General features: G+C 63.7%; 13 protein-coding genes. 6 read left to right on the top strand and 7 right to left on the bottom strand.

Annotated features, from left to right (window positions below; translation table 11 throughout):
- The first annotated feature begins 1401 nt into the window (after nt 1-1401).
- Complete coding sequence (locus tag NKH02_RS29240) at nt 1402-1620, top strand: hypothetical protein (protein WP_352883144.1); 219 nt, start codon at nt 1402-1404, stop codon at nt 1618-1620.
- A 159-nt stretch (nt 1621-1779) separates the two neighbouring features.
- On the opposite strand, the gene cueR is transcribed toward NKH02_RS29240, so the two are convergent.
- On the bottom strand, nt 1780-2202 hold the full coding sequence (gene cueR / locus NKH02_RS29235; protein ID WP_352868993.1) for a Cu(I)-responsive transcriptional regulator: 423 nt from the start codon (nt 2200-2202) through the stop codon (nt 1780-1782).
- A 227-nt stretch (nt 2203-2429) separates the two neighbouring features.
- On the opposite strand from cueR, the gene NKH02_RS29230 reads away from it, so the two are divergent.
- Nucleotides 2430-3047: a L,D-transpeptidase gene (locus tag NKH02_RS29230; protein ID WP_352868990.1), complete on the top strand. Its 618-nt coding sequence runs from the start codon at nt 2430-2432 to the stop codon at nt 3045-3047.
- A gap of 184 nt (nt 3048-3231) precedes the next feature.
- On the opposite strand, the gene NKH02_RS29225 is transcribed toward NKH02_RS29230, so the two are convergent.
- The 5 genes from NKH02_RS29225 to NKH02_RS29205 all read right to left on the bottom strand — a co-directional run bounded on the left by NKH02_RS29225 (nt 3232) and on the right by NKH02_RS29205 (nt 10602).
- The gene (locus tag NKH02_RS29225) at nt 3232-3801 is read right to left on the bottom strand and encodes a NifU family protein (RefSeq protein ID WP_352868987.1); all 570 of its coding nucleotides are present in this window, start codon (nt 3799-3801) and stop codon (nt 3232-3234) included.
- Between the two features lie 188 nt (nt 3802-3989).
- Nucleotides 3990-4481, bottom strand: a complete 492-nt coding sequence (locus NKH02_RS29220) for a universal stress protein (RefSeq protein ID WP_352634367.1) — start codon at nt 4479-4481, stop codon at nt 3990-3992.
- 99 nt (nt 4482-4580) lie between these two features.
- Entirely contained in the window at nt 4581-5648 is a 1068-nt protein-coding gene (trpS, locus tag NKH02_RS29215) for a tryptophan--tRNA ligase (protein ID WP_352868984.1), read from the bottom strand.
- 507 nt (nt 5649-6155) lie between these two features.
- Nucleotides 6156-7754: a murein biosynthesis integral membrane protein MurJ gene (gene murJ / locus NKH02_RS29210; RefSeq protein ID WP_352868979.1), complete on the bottom strand. Its 1599-nt coding sequence runs from the start codon at nt 7752-7754 to the stop codon at nt 6156-6158.
- 46 nt (nt 7755-7800) lie between these two features.
- Complete coding sequence (locus NKH02_RS29205; RefSeq protein WP_352883143.1) at nt 7801-10602, bottom strand: [protein-PII] uridylyltransferase; 2802 nt, start codon at nt 10600-10602, stop codon at nt 7801-7803.
- A 192-nt stretch (nt 10603-10794) separates the two neighbouring features.
- Between NKH02_RS29205 and NKH02_RS29200 the strand changes: the two genes are divergently transcribed.
- The 3 genes from NKH02_RS29200 (at nt 10795) to NKH02_RS29190 (ending at nt 14667) form a co-directional block, all read left to right on the top strand.
- Entirely contained in the window at nt 10795-13299 is a 2505-nt protein-coding gene (locus NKH02_RS29200; protein ID WP_352883142.1) for a heavy metal translocating P-type ATPase, read from the top strand.
- 43 nt (nt 13300-13342) lie between these two features.
- On the top strand, nt 13343-13735 hold the full coding sequence (gene copM / locus NKH02_RS29195; RefSeq protein ID WP_352883141.1) for a CopM family metallochaperone: 393 nt from the start codon (nt 13343-13345) through the stop codon (nt 13733-13735).
- Nucleotides 13736-13821: 86 nt separating this feature from the next.
- Complete coding sequence (locus tag NKH02_RS29190) at nt 13822-14667, top strand: aldo/keto reductase (protein ID WP_352883140.1); 846 nt, start codon at nt 13822-13824, stop codon at nt 14665-14667.
- Between the two features lie 53 nt (nt 14668-14720).
- Here NKH02_RS29190 and mutS read toward each other — a convergent pair whose 3' ends face one another.
- Complete coding sequence (gene mutS, locus NKH02_RS29185) at nt 14721-17450, bottom strand: DNA mismatch repair protein MutS (protein WP_352883139.1); 2730 nt, start codon at nt 17448-17450, stop codon at nt 14721-14723.
- Nucleotides 17451-17663: 213 nt separating this feature from the next.
- Here mutS and NKH02_RS29180 point away from each other — a divergent pair, with 213 nt between their 5' ends.
- Nucleotides 17664-19943 carry an NADP-dependent malic enzyme gene (locus tag NKH02_RS29180; protein ID WP_352883138.1) on the top strand — a complete coding sequence of 760 codons (2280 nt, stop codon included), beginning with the start codon at nt 17664-17666 and terminating at the stop codon, nt 19941-19943.
- Nucleotides 19944-20060: the final 117 nt, after the last annotated feature.

Raw genomic sequence — 20060 nt, 5'->3', positions numbered from 1 at the left:
GATTGAAACGAAAAGTGGCGGCCTGGGACGACGAATTCCTCGTAAGCGTCATCTCACGATAATTAACTCACCCGATTCCCCTGGGGCGATTGACAAACTTGGGGAAATAGGAATATAATCCTCGAACAATAAATTGCCAAGAGAGGGAGGCGACGTCATGCCCCAAACGCCATGGGAAGTGCTGCTGCTGAGCCTGCGTTGGATCGCATCTCTGATTGGTGCCTTCCCATTTGCGAGGAATGGATCAAAGAATCCTGATGTCCTGGAACGCTCCAAAGAGACCGCACCATCCCCATGCGCGATTCATATCAGCGCACCCGGATTCGCCAACTCGGCGACGAGCCAAGAAGTGGCCGGCGCATGCCGGTGGGACGGCATTGCCGAAGCCGCGTCGGCCACTGCGGCGATTTTTGGGGGTATGCCGCCCCACCAGACTAGCATCCGGAGACAAAAGGCGAGAGCTTGGTAAAAACCGTACCGTCGAAGTAGCCTGCGCCTCGGCCTTCAGCAACGCTTCATGCAGGTGCCTGGAGCGGTCACAGCAAGGCGATTTTATATTTGACAGACTCCGGCCCACCGCTGCGCCACGTTCGTTCCCCCTGATGACTCCCGCCCAGCGGCAGGCGCATAGCCTCTCTTTAAATTAGCTAGCGCGCATATAACGGAAAGGTGGTATTTTAGGAGGCAGCCGGAGCTCCCCCCTTACACCCCGCTCCGGTCAGGCCCGGTAGCGGTCCACCCAAAGGAAAGGCCACCGGGCCGCCGTCTTCCATCAACAGCTGGAAAATGGGGCCAAAGTCCGAGGTTCATACGCAAAAATCCGACAGTTCCGGAAATGTCCATTGGACGTGCCGCCACTTTAGTCAGTCGACATGTAAGTCGCGTCGACCCGCCCCATCAAAGGTAGTGCCGGTCATCAGGATGACAACTCGCCCCCGCGCCTCAAATGTATGTTCGTCGCCAAAATGGCCGACGCGGATGCCGGTGACATTGCCTAATCGCGTCGGCCATCTGCGGCGGATTTGGGATTGCCGCCTTTCAAGTTTAGCGCGGCTCAAAAGGTGGGCAATGCGCCTGGCTGCTTGGTTATGATCGTACAATCGAATGCCCATGTGCCTTTTTGCAACCAACCCATGGCCCGCTCGTTGACCCAATGCCGGGTTGATCCCCTGGCACTCCAGAGACTGCCCGCCGCCCCACAGCGGCGGGCCTTTTTTGCCCTGATCGGAAGTCTAGCCGACAGCGACGGCGCAGGCCCGACGAATGCGACTTCTTGTTTGCCGGCCTCGGTCAGAAGCGGATCCAGAAGGATCTGCGGAAACACCTGCGGCGCCAGTAACCGTGACGCCAATAGCGACGGCAAACCCGTCTCCACCCGCGACGGCGGCGATGCCACCTGCGATGCCGCACGAGCTCGATGCCGTCTTGGACGTCAGGACCATCCTGGTCGAGAATATCGTCGGACAGTTTGTCGAGTTCATCGAGAATGCCGGGTCCCGTATTCGGGATGCCGGCCAACGCAGTGGCGGGGCGCGCAAGTGCGACCACGGTCGCGGCCCCCGCCATTCCAAGCATTCCAGTCAGGAACAATCGCCGATCCATGCCAACCTCCATCGTTGATCATTGCGACAAGGATGAAATAGTGCGGTCGATTGACGCGCCCAGATATCGAAGGAAATTGTGCCGATCGAACTGCCGTGCGGCCGGCGGCGGACCTTTTTAGCGCCTGCTCGACAATCCGTGCGCCAAGGCGCCGCTCATATGGTCGACGCGAAGTCCTTATGCAGGGGCCGAAGCACCCTTGTCGCTGAGCAACGTCGCCCCCGCCATGTCATCAAGGATCGGGCAATCCGGCCTTTCGTCGCCATGGCAGGCGTGGATCAGCTTCTGCAAGGTCGAGCGCATCGACTGCAGTTCGCGCACCTTCTCCTCGATCGCCGCGACATGGGCGGCGGCGATCTCGCGCACGTCGTGGCTGGCGCGGCCGCGGTCCTTGTAAAGCGCCATCAGCTGCCGGCAATCATCGATGGAAAAGCCGAGATTGCGCGCGCGGCGCAAAAAGGTCAGCCGGTGGATGTCGTCTCCGGAATAGTCGCGGTAGCCGTTGGCGGCGCGCGCCGGGGCGATCAGGCCGATCTCTTCATAGTAGCGGATGGTCTTGGCCGGCAGGCCGGAGCGGTGGGCGGCGTCACCGACATTCATGATGGTTCTCCTCGATTCCTGACGAAGCCGTGGGCCCGGTCATTGAATTTCCTCCACAATCCTGTGAGGGCTGTTGCCGAAATGCCATAGTAGTGCGCTTACCAGCACGTCAACTCCGGCATATAGGCATCGCGCGCTTGGCAAGCAAAGCAAATGCCAGCATGAATGATTGAGAGAAAGCGGCCGACTCGTGCCGCCGAAGTTGGGGCGGGGCACCGGATCACCTGATGCGCATGAAGTCGTTTGCTATCGTCGCCGCACTGGCGCTGTCCACTGCTATCGCCGGTTGCAGCACCATCGGCTCGCGGATTTTCTCCAACGACTACGGCGCCGTCACCGACGCCGGTTACCAACTGCCGCGCATCCCGATCGAGAAAGTGCCGATGAAGTACCATCGGCAGGAAGTGAACTACGACAGCCCGGAAAAACCGGGCACCATCATCGTCGATACGCAAAACAAGTTCCTCTACTTCATCGAAGATGACGGAAGGGCAATTCGCTACGGCATCGGCGTCGGCCGTGAAGGATTCGAGTGGCATGGCACCGCCCACATCGCGCTGAAGCGCGAATGGCCGACCTGGACGCCGCCGCGGCAGATGATCCAGCGCCAGCCCGAACTGGAAAAGTTTGCCAGCGGCATGGAGCCGGGCCTGAAGAACCCGCTCGGTGCGCGCGCCATGTACCTGTTCAACAAGGGCGGTGACTCGGGCTATCGCCTGCATGGCAGCCCGGAATGGAATTCGATTGGCAAAGCGATGTCGTCGGGCTGCATCCGCCTGATGAATCAGGACATTATCGACCTCTATGACCGCGCCTCGGTCGGCGCCAAGGTCATTGTTCTTTAGATCATGATTCCGAGAAAGCGGTATCGGTTCTCGGGAAAATCATGATCGGATAGAGGCAGCTTTCATACGCGGACCGTCTAGGCAACAACGGACGTCCCAAACAAAAAACCGGGCAATTTGGCCCGGTTTTTTGTTTTTTGCGATGGATCGAGTTTGTTAGCCGGCAAGACGGCGAGTTGAACGGTCAGGAGACCTGCTCGACCTGCTGCACTTCCGGCACGAAGTGACGCAGAAGGTTCTGGATGCCGTGCTTCAGCGTCGCCGTCGATGACGGGCAGCCGGCGCAGGCGCCTTTCATGTGCAGGAACACCGTGCCGTTCTCGAAGCCGCGGAAGGTGATGTCGCCGCCATCCTGGGCGACCGCCGGGCGCACCCGCGTATCGAGCAGTTCCTTGATGGTGATGACCAGTTCCTCGTCGGCCTTGTCGTAGAACTCGCCGGTCAGGCTGGTCTCGGCGGCAGGACCGGCCTTGGCCATGACAGGCGCGCCGGACATGAAATGCTCCATGATGGCGCCGAGGATCGCCGGCTTCAGATGCTGCCAGTCGGGGCCGTCCTTGGTCACGGTGATGAAGTCATAGCCGAAGAAAACACCGGTGACGCCGGGAATCTCGAACAGCCGGCCCGCCAGCGGCGAGGCAAGTGCGGCGCTGTCGGCATCGCGGAAATCGGCGGTGCCTTCCAGAAGCACTTCCTTGCCGGGCAGGAATTTCAGCGTCGCCGGATTTGGCGTCGATTCGGTCTGGATGAACATGGCCATCTCCGTGCCCGTTTCGGGCAGCTAGTTTGGAATAATTCTAAATAGGCTCAATCGGCTGGACATTCAAGCGAAACGCATCGCCGGAATGGCTGGCTGGCGGAATGTTTTTGCGCGCCTCGGTAGGTGCTCGAAGGTGTGTCGAGATTGAGGTCAGGCCGGCATCACCCCGACATCGATACATCTCAGGCGAGGCTGTCGATCTCCTCGTCCGAAAGGTTCTGCGGCACGACCGTCACCGGGATCGGGAAGGCGGCACCCTTGCCGGCCACGGCGCCGACCAGCGGCCCCGGGCCTTCCTTGCCCGCACCGGCGGCCAGCACCAGGATGGCGATGTCCTGGTCTTCCTCGATCAATTTGTGGATCTCTTCCGTCGGCTTGCCTTCGCGCACCACCATCTCCGGCTCGATGCCAAGCTTCTGGCGCACCTTGCTGGCATAGCTGTCGAGTGCTGCGCGCGCCGTGGCGGTCGCCTCCTCGCGCATGATCTTCTCGACGCCCAGCCAGTGCTGGAAATCATCCGGCTCGATGACATAGAGCAGCACCAGCGTGCCGCTGGTGCTCTGCGCCCGCTTCGAGGCGTAGGCGACTGCGCGCTCACACTCCGGCGTGTCGTCGATGATCGCCAGGAACTTGCGGCGATGGCCGGCTTCGCGGCTGAGGCGTTTGGAGACCATGTCTTCTACTCGGTGTTACTGAGGCCGTAATCTGCCACCGCCACGGACCGGCGGCAAGCCGCCGGCCTTGGGGCAGTATGGTGCAGTGCGGCAGCGAGATCAGGCCTGCAGCAACCCGATGATGTCGCGGACCGTCTTCATCGTCGCTTCGGCCAGCACGCCGGCGCGCTCGCCGCCGTCCTTGAGCACCGCGTCGACATAGGTGCGGTCGTCGGAAATGCGGCGCATCTCGCTGGCGATCGGCGCCAGTCTTTCCACCGCAAGGTCGGCCAACGCCGGCTTGAACACCGAAAACTGCTGGCCGGCGAACTCCTTGAGCACATCCGCCTTCGACATCTCGGCGAGGCCAGCATAGATGCCGACCAGGTTTTCCGCCTCGGGCCGGGCGGCCAGACCGTCCAGCTCGCTCGGCAACGCTTCCGGGTCGGTCTTGGCCTTGCGGATCTTCTTCGAGATGGCGTCGGCATCGTCGGTCAGGTTGATGCGCGACAGGTCCGACGGATCCGACTTCGACATCTTCTTCGAGCCGTCGCGTAGCGACATGATGCGCGCCGCCGGCCCGCCGATCACCGGCTCGGTCAGCGGGAAATAACCGTTCACGGTCTCTTCGCCAACCTGCATCTCGACGCCGACGCCAAGACCGGCGATGCGGCCGGAGAAGTCGTTGTTGAATTTCTGCGCGATGTCGCGGGTCAGCTCCAGATGCTGCTTCTGGTCCTCACCCACCGGGACATGCGTTGCACGATAGAGCAGAATGTCGGCAGCCATCAGGCTCGGATAGGCAAGCAGGCCGAGCGACGCGTTCTCGCGGTCCTTGCCGGCCTTGTCCTTGAACTGCGTCATGCGGTTCATCCAGCCGATGCGCGCCACGCAATTGAAGATCCAGGCAAGCTCCGCATGCTGCATCACACGCGACTGGTTGAAGACGATGTGCTTCGTCGGGTCGATTCCCGAGGCCAGGAACGCCGCGGTGATCGACCGCGTCTGGTCGGCGAGGTCTTCATAAACGAGTTGGGCGGTCAGCGAATGCAGGTCGACGACGCAATAGATGCAGTCGGAAGTGTCCTGCAGGGCGACGAATTTCTTGATGGCGCCGAGATAGTTGCCGAGATGCAGATTACCGGTCGGCTGGACGCCGGAAAAGACGAGTGGCTTGAAGGCTGTCATGGTTTCCTCAAGGCTTGTGGAGGGCCGTTTCGCGCGCGGCGAAAGTCTTGCGACGGCGCGCTTATGGACGAGAGTGTGGAGCGGATCAAGAGGTTCGGTGATCGCGGCGGAGCAATTGCGTCAGGTCGGTTTGCTTGTTCCCATGTTGTTGGGAGCGCGCTTGTAGCGCTGGTCTCTTGACCTGCCAGCTTGGCGCCGCCCCTCATTGTCCTGCCGGACATTTCCCGTATAGAGACGGGGAGAAAGAGGCCGTCATCACCGGTTTCGCTAATCGCCAGCGCTGCAAGAAACGCGCCGCGTTGCGGTCAGCTACTTTCTCCCCGTTTACGGGGAGAAATGCCCGGCAGGGCAATGAGCGCAGACATCGGCATTCATGATATTGTGGGATATATTCTGCATACGATCTGATGAGAAATAAATGCCCGTCGACATCAACATCGACGCCCGGTCTACGACGAATTGTCTGGCGAAGACTGATGCTTGTCGACGGGGTCAATACAGTTGGGCTCACGGATCTGGAGACTGTTCCTTGACAGGGGGCGTGCCCTTCCGCCCAACATTGCGCCGGATCATGCCGAAGTCGGCGCCGCCGGTGGCAAATGCGGTGATGAAGTAGAGCAGCGCTCCGCCGGCGACCAGCGACAGCAGCGTCGTCGCCTTGACGACCAGCGGCGAGCCGGGTCCGAGCCTGACGGCGAACCAGTGCTCGGCGAAATAGAGCGCCGCCCCCATCACCACCGCCGACAGCACCAGCCGTGGAATGCGTTTCATCAGCGGCACGTCGCGGCCCCAATGGCCGCGCCGGATCAAGACGCCGAGCAGCATCAGCGCGTTGACCCAGCCGGCGACGGCCGAGGCCACCGCGATGCCGGGCGCGCCCATCCGGGGGAACAGCGTCAGCGCCGTCGTCACGTTCACCGCCACCGAGATGGCGGCAAAAATCATCGGCGCGCGCGTGTCCTCGCGGGCGAAATAGCCCGGGGTGAACGCCTTGATCAGCACGAAGGCCGGCAGGCCGAGGCCGAAGATCGCCAGAATCGCCGCCACCGTCGGTGTCGAACCGTTGGCGGCAAACGCGCCGCGCTCATAGACCAGCCGCACAATCGGTTCCGACATCACCCAGAGCGCGGCTGCAGCCGGCAGGGTCAGAAACAGCGTGAACTCGACCGAGCGGTTCTGCAGATTGGCCGCTTCGATCAGATTGCCCGACTTCAGCGCCCGGGACAGTTCGGGCAACAGCACGATCGCCACCGCCACGCCGACCACGCCGAGCGGCAACTGGTAGATGCGGTCGGCATAGGCAAGCGAAGAGACAGCGCTGTTTTGCGCCGAGGCGATCGCCGTGCCGATCAGCTGGTTGATCTGAGTGATGCCGCCGGTGATTGCCGCCGGCAGCGCCAGGATCAGCAGCCGCTTGACAGCGGGCGTCATTTTCGGACGGCGGAAGCCGATCGAGATGCCCGCATGGCGCACCGCCACCCAGACGATCGCCAGTTGCACCAGCCCGGCGGCAAGCACGCCCCAGGACAGCCCGTAGCCGACGGTGAGTGCGTCGGAGCCCTTGTACCAGGCATAGGCGAGCACGCTGATCAGGATGACGTTGAGGAACACCGGTGCCACTGCCGCTGCGAAATAGCGGCGCAGCGAATTCAGCATACCCGCCATCATGGCGCCCAGCGACATGCAGATCAGATAGGGGAACATGATCGTCGCCAGCGTCACCGTGGTGTCGAATTTCCCCGGTGTGCCGGCAAAACCCGGCGCCACCAGGTAGCGCACGATCAGCGGCATCGACAGTTCCATGATGATCGTCAGCGCCAGCAGCGCCGTGAACAGCACACCGAACACTTCCTCGGAAAAGCGCTTGGCGCCGTCGGTGCCGTGGGTCTCGATCTCCTTCGCGAACAGCGGCACGAAGGCGGCGTTGAAGGCGCCCTCGGCGAACAGCCGGCGAAACGTGTTGGGAAACTGGAAGGCGGCGTTGAAGGCGTCGGCGACCGGTCCGGTGCCGAGTGCGGCCGCCATCAGCATCTCACGGCCGAAGCCGAGCGCGCGGCTCATCAGCGTGCCGGAAGCGACCGTTGCGAATTTCTTGACGAGGCTCATGCGTTTGGAGACTGCCTGCGGGATAAGGACAAAGTGATGGCGGCGGTCACTCGGCCGCCGCCCTGGCCTTGCCGCCGCGTTCGGGCACGATGCCTTCGAGCGTTGCCATCAGCCGGTTGCGGATGGTGGCGATGCGGGCCGGGCTGTCGATCTTCTGGCCGGTGAGGTCGGTGACATAGAAGGTGTCGATGACCTTCTCGCCGAAGGTGGTGATGTGGGCCGATGCGATGTCGAGCGACAGGTCGGAAAGCGTTCCGGTGATCTCCGACAGCAGCCCCGGCCGGTCCAGGCCCTCGACCTCGACGACCGAAAAACGGTTCGACAGCGTGTTGCGGATTTCGGCGCGCGGCGGGATCTTGAACACCTTGGCGCCGCGCCGCGGCTTGGTGCGCTTCTCGATCATCTCCGGCAGCCAGCTCTTGCCAGACAGCACGTCCTCGATCAGCCGTCCGACACGCTCGGCACGTCGGCGCTCATCCTCGTCGCGGTCGAATTCTCGCGAGATCAGGATGGTGTCCAGGGCACGGCCGTCCGACGTCGTGAATATCTGTGCGTCGACGATGTTGCCGCCGGCTCCGGCGCAAGCCCCTGCGATGACCGAGAGCAGGCGGGGGTGGTCCTGCGCCAGCACGGTGATTTCGGTCACTGCCTCGAACTGGTGGGTCATGACCATGGTGGCGAGCTTCTTGCCCGCCACATCAGCCTCGCGGATGAACTCGGCATGGCGCAGCTGGTCGGCGAGATCGACGGTCAAAAGGTAGTTCTCGTAGTGCTGGCCGACATAGCGCTTGCGAGCCTTGTCCGGCCAACTGGCAAGTGCCTCGGCGAGACGCTCTCGCGCCGCCGCCGTGCGCTGGGCGCGCGACACTTCCGAGAAGCCACCGGTCAAAAGCAGTTCGGTCTCGTAGTAGAGCGTGCGCAGCAACTGGCCCTTCCAGCCGTTCCAGACACCGGGTCCAACGCCCCTGATGTCGCAGACAGTGAGGATCAAAAGCAGCTTCAGCCGCTCGACCGACTGCACGATCGCGGCGAAATCCTCGATGGTCTTGCGGTCATTGAGGTCGCGGGTCTGGGCCGTCATCGACATCACTAGGTGGTTCTCGACCAGCCAGGCAACGGTTTCGGTATCGGCCGGCGACAGCCCCATATGCGGGCAGATGCGCCGCGCGATCCTGGCACCGGCCTCGGAATGATCTTCAGGCCTGCCCTTGGCGATGTCGTGCAGCAGCACGGCGACATAGAGCGCCTCGCGGCTCTTCTTCAGCCCCGGCATCAGCGTGTGCGAGAGGGGATGGACCTTTTCGCCGTCGCCGCGCTCGATCTCGGCCAGCACGCCGATGCAGCGGATCAGGTGCTCGTCCACCGTGTAGTGGTGGTACATCGAGAACTGCATCATGGCGACGATCTTGCCGAAATCCGGGATCAGTCTGCCGAGCAGCCCAGCCTCGTTCATGCGGCGCAGATTGAGTTCGGCATTGCGGTCCGAGGTCAGGATGTCGAGGAACAGCCGGTTGGCCTCCTCGTCGCGCCGCAACGACTTGTTGACCAGGCCGAGCGAGCGGGTCAGCAGCTTCAGCGCATCGGGGTGGAACTCCAGGCCGTGCTTGTCGGCAAACCAGAACAATCTCAAAAGATTGACCGGATCGCGTTCGAACACCTGGTCGTCGGCGATGTTGATGCGGTGGTTGTCGACAATGAAGTCCGACGTGCCGGCCAGCTTGCGCTTGCGGCGCGAGAAGGTGAGGAAGATACGGTTGAAGCCCGGCACGTGCTTGGCCTGCTCTTCTTCGAGCGCGGCGCAGAAGATGCGGGTCAGGTCGCCGACATCCTTGGCGACGAGGAAATAGTGCTTCATGAAGCGCTCGACCGCCGACAGGCCGGGGTGAGTGGTGTAGCCGAGCCGTTCGGCGATCTCGCGCTGAATGTCGAAATGCAGCCGTTCCTCGGCCTTGCCGGTGAGGAAATGCATGTGGCAACGCACCGCCCACAGGAAATCCTCGGCCTTCTGGAACTCCCGGTATTCGCCCTCGGTGAAGACGCCCTTGTCGACCAGTTCCTGGCCGGTGCGCACCCGGTAGAAATATTTGCCGATCCAGAACAGCGTCTGCAGATCGCGCAAGCCGCCCTTGCCGTCCTTGACGTTGGGTTCGACGAGATAGCGGCTTTCGCCGGCCTTGGCATGGCGGTCGTCGCGTTCGGCAAGCTTGGCCTGGACATATTCGGGACCGGTCGTGCGCACCACCTCATGGTCGAAGCGCAGCATCAGCTCGTCATAGAGTTTTTCCTCGCCCCACAGGAAACGCGCTTCGAGGATCGAGGTGCGGATGGTGACGTCGTTGCGCGACAGCCGAAGGCATTCGTCGATGTTGCGGGTGGCGTGACCGACCTTCAGCCCCAGGTCCCACAGCATGTAGAGCATGTATTCGACGGTCTGTTCGCCCCATGGCGTCTGCTTGTAGGGCAGCAGGAACAACAGGTCTATGTCGGACCCAGGCGCCAGCGTGCCGCGGCCATAGCCGCCGACAGCGACGACGGCCATGCGCTCCGCCGAAGACGGGTTCTTGATCCGGTAGACATGGGTGACGGCGAAATCGTAAAGCGCCCGGATGATCTCGTCCATGAGATGCGACAGCCGCGCCGCGCAGGCACTGCCGCCGCCGTCGTCCCGCAGCATGCGTTCGGCAATGGCGCGCCCGTCGGCCAGCCGCCCCTTGAGCAGCTGGAGCACACCGCTGCGCGCCGCCTGTCCGGAGCCGTCACCCGCCTTGGCCGCGGTCTGCGCGGTCATCTCGCGGCGCAAGGCTTCGCCGTCGATCAGTTCGTCGAGCTTCAGGGAGATTCTTGCCATATGTCCGGGTCGGCCTCGCCTTTTCGGCGGCGTCTATAGCGCGTTTTCGCGGCGCTGGGTATGGGGCGGGAGGACGAGCTCCCCGCGGACATTCGACACCCGCCGCCACAAAATCAAAACCAGCCCTTGACCTTCCAGTTACTGGAAGCCCTATCTCCGCGTCACACACCGACCCATCGAGGCATTTTTCGCATGACGCATTCCGATCACGATCATCACGCGCATGGCGGCTGCTGTTCAGTAAAGGGCGCAGTACCTACCGCACAGGCCGTCGTCCGCGACCCGGTCTGCGGCATGACCGTCGACCCGGCCGCCGGCAAGCCGACGGCCGAGCATGATGGCCATCTCTATCATTTCTGCAGTCAAGGCTGCCGCACGAAGTTCGTCGCCGAGCCGGAAAAATTCCTGACGGCCACCGATCCGGTCTGCGGCATGAGCGTCGACCGTGCGACAGCCAGGCACTTTGCCCGCCACGAAGGTCAGGGTTTCTACTTCTGCTCCGCTGGCTGCCAGGCGAAATTCGAAGCGGAGCCGCAAAAATATCTCGGCGACAGGCCGGCGCCCCAGGAGATGCCCAAGGGCACGCAATACACCTGCCCGATGCATCCCGAAATCGTCCGCGACAAGCCCGGCGCCTGCCCCATCTGTGGCATGGCCCTGGAGCCGATGGGCGTGCCGACAGGCGATGAAGGGCCAAATCCCGAACTGGTCGATTTCACCAGGCGGCTCTGGGTGAGCGCGGCCCTGTCGGTCCCCCTTCTGATCATAGCCATGGCGCCCATGCTCGGCCTGACGTTTGAAGGCCTGGTCGAGGATCGGACAAAGGTCTGGATCGAGCTGGTCCTGGCAAGTCCGGTGGTTCTTTGGGCTGCCTTCCCCTTCTTTCATCGCGGCTGGGATTCGATCCTCAACCGCAGCCCCAACATGTGGACCCTGATCTCGCTCGGTGTTGGTGCTGCCTATCTCTACAGCGTCGTCGCCACGCTGTTTCCGGATATTTTTCCGCATCAGTTCCGCGGCCATGGCGGTGCCGTGCCGGTCTATTTCGAGGCTGCCGCCGTCATTGTCGCGCTGGTTTTCCTCGGCCAGGTGCTGGAACTGCGTGCCCGTGAAAAAACCGGATCGGCGATCCGCGCCTTGCTTGATCTCGCGCCGAAGACCGCGCGGCTGATCGCCGCCGACGGTTCCGAAAGCGATGTGCCGCTTGACGCGGTCAAGGCCGGCGATCGCCTGCGCATCCGTCCCGGCGACGCGGTGCCGGTCGACGGCACGGTGCTGGAAGGCCGTTCCTCGGTCGACGAATCGATGATCACGGGTGAACCGTTGCCGGTCGAAAAGACCGAAGGCGATGCCTTGACCGGCGGCACGCTCAACAGACAAGGTTCGCTGATCATGCGCGCCGAGCGGATCGGCTCCGAGACGACGCTGGCGCGCATTGTCGAACTCGTCGCCAAGGCGCAACGCTCGCGCGCCCCGATTCAAGGGTTGGCCGATCGCGTTTCTTTCTACTTTGTGCCGACCGTCGTCCTTGTCGCGATCGCCGCTTTCATCGCCTGGGCCGTGATTGGACCCGAGCCGAGCCTGATCTTTGCCATCGTCTCCGCTGTGTCGGTGCTGATCATCGCTTGCCCCTGTGCGCTCGGCCTCGCCACGCCGATGTCGATCATGACCGCCACCGGGCGCGGGGCGCACGCCGGCGTGCTTATCAAGGAAGCCGCCGCGCTCGAACGCTTCGCCTCCGTCGACACACTGATCGTCGACAAGACGGGTACGCTGACCGAGGGCCGGCCGAAACTGACCGACGTCGTTGCGGCAAACGGCTTTTCCGAAGACGAATTGCTGGCACTTGCCGCGGGTTTGGAAAAAGGCTCGGAGCATCCGCTGGCCGAAGCCATCGTCGAAGGCGCCGCCACGCGCGGTGTGACCGTTGCCGAGGCCAGCGGCTTCGAGGCGGTCACCGGCAAGGGCGTTTCCGGCACGGTGTCGGGAAAGAAGGTCGCGCTCGGTAATGCCGCGATGATGGCCGATCTGGGCATCGACACCGGGTCAGTCTCGGCTAGGGCCGAGGCACTGCAGACAGAAGGCAAGACGGCGATGTTCGTCGCCGTCGGCAACAAACTGGCCGGCCTTGTCGCCGTCGCCGACCCGGTGAAGGCGACCACCGCCGAGGCAATCAAGGCGCTGCATGACAGCGGCTTGAGGATCATCATGGCGACCGGCGACAATGAACGCACGGCCAACGCCATCGCCAGAAGCCTTGGCATCGATGAGGTTCGCGCAGGCCTGCTTCCGGAACAGAAGGCAGCCCTCGTCGAGGAACTGCGCGCCAAAGGCGCGGGCGTCGCCATGGCCGGCGACGGCGTCAACGACGCACCCGCGCTTGCCGCCGCCGACGTCGGCATCGCCATGGGCACCGGTGCCGATGTCGCGGTCGAAAGCGCCGGCATCACGCTGGTCAAGGGCGACCTCAACGGCATCGTGCGGGCGCGCACGCTGGCCCAGGCGACGATCCGCAACATCCGCCAGAACCTGTTCTTCGCCTTCCTCTACAATGTGCTTGGCGTGCCGGTCGCCGCCGGTGTGCTCTATCCGCTCACCGGCACGCTTTTGTCGCCGATGCTGGCGGCGGCGGCGATGAGCCTGTCCTCGGTGTCGGTGATATCAAACGCCCTGCGGCTGAGAACATTGAAACTCTGATCCAAGCCCCCAAATACGAAACCTACCCAACAGGAGACCATGAATGACCTTGGCTAAAAAACTCGTGCTTTTGCTGATGGCGGCCGGAATGCTGGTTGCCGTCTTCCTCGAAAGCGTTCCGGCGCGGAGCGAAGAGATGAAACACGACATGGGCGCCATGGCGACGGACGCGACCAGTCCTTCGACCGAAGGCTACAAGGCGGCGATGGACAAGATGCATGCCGACATGATGGCGTCCGAGTACACCGGCAATGCCGATGCCGATTTCGTCAAAGGTATGATCCCGCACCATCAAGGTGCCATCGACATGGCCAAAGTCGTGCTTGCCAACGGCAAGGATCCGGAAATCCGCAAGCTCGCCGAAGGCGTCATCGCCGCGCAGGAAGCCGAGATCAAGCAGATGCAGGCATGGCTCGCCGCTCATCCGGTGAAGTAGGGTTCAGGCAATCGCCAAGGCGGCGGGAACGCCTCTGGATTTCTCGCCCAGCCTGTGATGCGATCCGGCCCCAACTGGAGCCCGCCATGCCATCGACCATCAGAACCACCAAACTGCCCTCAGGCGAAGCCGTTCAGGTGCTTGGTCAAGGCACTTGGAGGATGGGCGAGGCTATCAGCCGCCGTGCCGATGAGGTGAATGCCCTCAAGCTCGGCCTCGATCTCGGCATCACGCTCATCGACACCGCCGAAATGTATGCAAGCGGCGGCGCCGAGGAGGTGGTGGCCGAGGCTGTTGCCGGGCGCCGCGACGAGACCTTTCTGGTCTCGAAAGTTCTGCCATCGAACGCTTCGCGCGCGGGCGTGCAGCGCGCCTGTGAAAACAGCCTGAAGCGCCTGCGCACCGACCGCATCGATCTCTATCTGCTGCATTGGCCCGGCAGCGTGCCGCTGGCGGAAACGGTCGCGGCCTTCGAGGTCCTGAAAACAGCCGGCAAGATCCGCCACTGGGGCGTCAGCAATTTCGACGCCGACGAGATGGAAGAGTTGGTCGGCTTGCCCGACGGCGGCAATGTCCAGACCAACCAGGTGCTCTACAATCTGGTCCGGCGTGGCCTCGAATTCGACCTGGCGCCATGGAGCCGGCAGCGCGGCATCCCCTTGATGGCCTGTTCGCCGGTCGAGCAGGGCACGTTGGCGCGCAATGCCAGGCTCGACGCCGTCGCCACCCGTCACAATGCGACCCCGGCGCAAATCGCCTTGGCCTGGGTGATGCACCAGGAGAGCGTCATCGCCATCCCAAAAGCCAGCAGCCAGGAACATGTCCGCCAGAATGTCGCCGCGCTGGACATCAAGCTTACCGGCGAAGACCTCGCCGAACTCGACCGCGCCTTCCCGCCGCCGACACGCAAGCGCGGGCTGGAGATGATCTAGGGGCTGATAGCGCAGGCCGCATTCCGTCACACCCCCCTCTGTCCTGCCGATCTTTACCGGCTCGCCAGCCCCTTCAGCCGGTAGAGCGCCTCCAGCGCCTCGCGCGGCGTCATCTCGTCGGGATTGATCGCGCCGAGCGCGTCGCCGAGCGCATTGTTTTTCGCCGGCTTCGGCGCTTCGCGCTTCACCGCCACCGAAAACAGCGGCAGGTCGTCGACCAGGCGGTTGGTCTTGCCTGAGACTTCGCCTTCTTCGAGTTGATGCAGCACCTCCTTGGCCCGGTCGACCACCGCCTCCGGCAGGCCGGCCAGCCGCGCCACCTGCACGCCATACGATCGGTCGGCGGCGCCCTTGCCGACCTCATGCAGGAAGACGACGTCATTTTCCCATTCCTTGACCCGCATGGTGACGTTGTGCAATCGCGCCAGCTTGCCGGCGAGCGACGTCATCTCGTGGAAATGGGTGGCGAAGATCGCCCGGCAGCGGTTCTTCTCGTGCAGATATTCGACCGCAGCCCAGGCGATTGACAGGCCGTCGAAGGTGGCGGTGCCGCGGCCGATCTCGTCGAGGATCACCAGCGCGCGTTCGCCGGCCTGGTTGAGGATCGCCGCCGTCTCGACCATCTCGACCATGAAGGTCGAGCGACCGCGCGCCAAATCGTCCGAGGCGCCGACACGCGAGAACAGCCGGTCGACGACACCGATATGGGCCGATGTCGCCGGTACGAACGAGCCGGTCTGGGCCAGGATGGCGATCAGCGCGTTCTGCCGCAGGAACGTCGACTTGCCGCCCATGTTGGGGCCGGTCAAAAGCCAGATCGCACCGTTCCTGGCACCCTCCGGCGACAGGTCGCAATCATTGGCGACGAACGGGCCTTCGCCTGAGCGGCGCAGCGCCTGCTCGACCACCGGATGCCGCCCGCCCTCGATCTCGAAGGCAAGGCTCGAATCCACCACCGGCCGGCACCAGGCTTCGCTTTCCGACAAAAGCGCGAGTGCCGCCGACACGTCGAGCACGGCCAGCGCATCGGCGCCGGCGCGGATCTTTTCGGCTTCGCCAACCGCCTCCGCAGTCAGCGCATCGAAGGCGGCCAGCTCGATGCTGAGCGCCCGGTCGGCGGCATTGGCGATCTTGGTCTCGAGTTCGGCAAGCTCGGTCGTGGTGAAACGCATGGCGTTGGCCATGGTCTGGCGGTGGATGAAGCGCGCCTTGGCGCCATCGCTGCCGGTCATCACTGCATGATGGTTGGCGGTCACCTCGATGTAGTAGCCAAGCACATTGTTGTGCCGGATCTTCAGCGAGCGGATGCCGGTTTCGTCGATCAGCGAGCGCTCCAGCCCGGCGATCACTTTTCGCGATTCGTCGCGCAGCGCCCGCATCTCGTCGAGATCCGGATGGTAGCCGCCGCGAACGAAGCCGCCATCGCGCTTGAGCAGCGGCAGTTCGTCGCCAAGCGCCTGCGTCAGATGCTGAGCAAGCGCTCGGGGCAGCGCCTGAATGGCGGCCAATGCCGCCGTGAGTTCCTGGGGCAGGGCGGTCGCGGCAAAAATTTCGGCGATCGCGCCGGCCGCCTCGAAACCGGCGCGCAGCGCGCCGAGATCGCGCGGGCCGCCCCGGTTGAGCGCCAGCCTGGACAGCGCGCGCGGCATGTCGGCGACGCTCTTGAGGCTCGACCGCACCGCTTGGCAAAGCCGGGTTTCGGACCGGAAGAACGACACCGAATCCAGCCTGGCGCCGATCGCGGCCGGGTCGGTCAGCGGTGCCATCAGCCGGTCGGCGAGCAGCCTTGCACCGCCGCCGGTGACCGTGCGGTCGATCGCCTTGAACAGCGAGCCCTCGCGGCTGCCCGACAGTGTGCGCAGCAGTTCGAGGTTGCCGCGCGTCGCCGGATCGATGAACAGCGTCGAGCCCTGCTCCTCGCGCTCGGGCCGTGACAGCGGCGGGCGCTCGGCCTTCTGCGTCTTCTCGACATAGGCGATAGCGCCGGAGATCGCCGACAGCTCGGCACGCGAAAAGGCGCCAAAGGAGTCCGGCGTCGCCACATCGAAGAAGCGGGCGATGCGCCCGGTGGCCGACGCCGAATCGAACAGCGACGGCGGCTGCGGGCTGGCGACGCGGCCGAGCACGTCGAACACCGGCTTCAGCTCTGGATCATGGAACACCGGCTCGGCGACGATCAATTCACGCGGATCGACACGGAAGATGTCGGCCAGCAGCCGGTCGGCGGTGGTGTCGGTGACGCGGAAAGCGCCGGTCGAGATATCGATCCAGGCCAGCGCAAAGGTGTGATCGCTGCCGCCACCCTTCACCCGCCCCAGCGCCATCAGGAAACTCGATTCCGATGGCGCCAGCAATTTGTCCTCGGTGATGGTGCCCGGCGTCACCAGTCGCACCACGTCGCGGCGCACCACCGATTTTGAGCCGCGTTTCTTCGCCTCGGCCGGATCCTCGATCTGTTCGCAGACGGCAACGCGGAATCCCTGGCCGATCAGCTTCTGCAGATAATCGTCGGCCGCATGCACCGGCACGCCGCACATCGGAATGTCGAGCCCTTGATACTTGCCGCGCTTGGTCAGCACGATGCCCAGCGCCCGGCTCGCCTTCTCGGCATCGTCGAAGAACAGTTCGTAGAAATCGCCCATGCGGTAGAACAGCAGCGAATCCGGGTTCGCCGCCTTGATCTCGATGAACTGCTCTATCATCGGCGTGGCGCCGGCAGTGGCGGTGGGCAACGGCGTCATGGCCTCGGGGGCATCCGGCTCGTTTGGAATGTGCATGTTCATGCGCGGCACGCTAGCAGATGTGATGGCGCGGTTTAATGCCGGGGCTTCGAAAAACAGGGGACGACCGAGGCGGCCGGATGCCCGCAATCGTTCGCCCAACCGCGATTCCCGAGCGCTGGCGGTTTACAGGCGGCGGCGCGTGGTCTTAATTCGGACCGAAACAAAGCACCCGCTTCAACGAGGTGCTGCACCGGCGAGGAAATCAAGAACATCATGGCCAGGAAAACCGAGAACAACGGTCCGTCCGTCAGCGCGCAGGAAGCGCTCGAATTCCACGCCATGGGGCGCCCCGGCAAGCTGGAAGTCGTCGCCACCAAGCCGATGGCAACGCAACGCGATCTGAGCCTCGCCTATTCGCCTGGTGTCGCGGTTCCGGTTCTGGCCATCGCCGAGGACCCCAGCCGCGCCTTCGACTACACGACGCGCGGCAACATGGTCGCCGTCATCTCCAACGGCACCGCCATCCTCGGCCTCGGCAATCTCGGCGCGCTGGCCTCCAAGCCGGTGATGGAAGGCAAGGCGGTGCTGTTCAAGCGCTTCGCCGATGTCGATTCCATCGACCTCGAGGTCGACACCGAGGATGCCGACGAGTTCATCAACTGCGTGCGTTTCCTTGGGCCCTCTTTCGGCGGCATCAACCTGGAGGACATCAAGGCGCCGGAGTGCTTCATCATCGAGCAGCGGCTGCGCGAATTGATGGACATCCCGGTCTTCCACGACGACCAGCACGGCACCGCCATCATCTCGGCCGCCGGCCTGATCAACGCGCTGGAGGTCACCGGCCGCGACATGAAGACCACGAAGATGGTCTGCAACGGCGCCGGTGCGGCCGGCATCGCCTGTATCGAGCTGATGAAGGCGATGGGCTTCGCGCCCGAAAACATCACTTTGTGCGACACCAAGGGCGTGGTCTTTCAAGGCCGCACCGAAGGCATGAACCAGTGGAAGTCGGCGCATGCGATCAAGACCGAGGCGCGCAGCCTTGCCGAGGCGCTCGACGGCGCCGACGTCTTCCTCGGCCTCTCCGCCAAGGGTGCGCTGACCACCGCCATGGTGCGGTCGATGGCCAAGAACCCGATCATCTTCGCCATGGCCAATCCCGACCCGGAAATCACGCCGGAGGAAGTGGCCGAGATCCGCACCGACGCCATCATGGCCACCGGGCGCTCGGATTACCCCAATCAGGTCAACAACGTGCTCGGCTTTCCCTACATCTTCCGCGGCGCGCTGGATGTCAGGGCAACCACCATCAATGACGACATGAAGATCGCCGCCGCCCAGGCGCTGGCAGCGTTGGCGCGCCAGGACGTGCCCGACGACGTCGCCGCCGCCTATCAGGGCAACCGGCCGAAATTCGGCCCCAACTACATCATCCCGGTGCCGTTCGACCCGCGCCTGATCTCGGCCATTCCGATCGCGGTGGCCAAGGCGGCGATGGATTCAGGCGTCGCCCGCAAGCCGATCCTCGACCTCGACCGCTACGCGCAGGAGCTATCCGCCCGCCGCGACCCGATCGCCTCGACCCTGCAGCGCATCTACGACCGCGTGCGCCGCCAGCCCAAGCGCATGGTCTTCGCCGAGGGCGAGGAGGAGCAGGTTATGCGCGCCGCCGTCTCCTATGTGAACCAGAAGCTCGGCACCGCCATCCTGCTCGGCCGCGACGACGTTATCAAGGACAACGCCAAGCTCGCCGGCATAGACCTCAACAAGCAAGGCATCGAGATCATCAATGCACGGCTGTCGCGCCGCAACGGCATCTACACCGACTATCTCTACGAGCGCATGCAGCGCAAAGGCTTCCTGTTCCGCGACTGCCAGCGGCTGATCAACAACGACCGCAACCACTTCGCCGCCTGCATGGTGGCGCTGGGCGATGCCGACGGTATCGTCACGGGCGTGACCCGCAACTATTCCACCGCGCTCGACGACATCCGCCGCGTCATCGATGCCAAGCCCGGCCACCGCGTCATCGGCGTGTCGATCGTGCTGGCGCGGGGCAGGACCGTGCTGGTCGCCGACACCGCCGTGCACGATATGCCGAACGCCGAGCAGATCGCCGACATCGCCGAGGAGGCGGCAGGCTTCGCCCGCCGCATGGGCTACGAGCCGAGGCTCGCCATGCTTGCCTATTCGACCTTCGGCCATCCGCAGGGCGAGCGCTCCGAACGCGTCCAGGAAGCCGTGCGCATCCTCGACAAGCGCCGCGTCGATTTCGAGTATGACGGCGAGATGGCCGCCGACGTCGCGCTCAACGCCCGCGCCATGGCGCAATACCCGTTCATCCGGCTGACCGGCCCGGCCAATGTGCTGATCATGCCGGCCTTCCACTCGGCCTCGATCTCGACCAAGATGCTGCAGGAACTCGGCGGCTCGACGGTCATCGGCCCGCTGCTGGTGGGGCTGAACAAGCCGGTGCAGATTGTGTCGCTGAATGCCAAGGACAGCGACATCGTCAACATGGCGGCGATTGCGGCGTACACGGCGGGGGCTTGACGAAACGGTCCGCGCCGCGGACGAAAAGCCGACGACCTGGCTTTCTGACGGGACGGGTGTCCAGAACGCCGCCGGACGTCAGCCCATAAGAGATTGATAAGATTCAGCTGATATAGA

This window comes from Mesorhizobium sp. M1396, assembly GCF_040317725.1.
Classification (GTDB): Bacteria; Pseudomonadota; Alphaproteobacteria; order Rhizobiales; family Rhizobiaceae; genus Mesorhizobium.
This window is presented reverse-complemented; position numbering and strand designations above follow the sequence as displayed.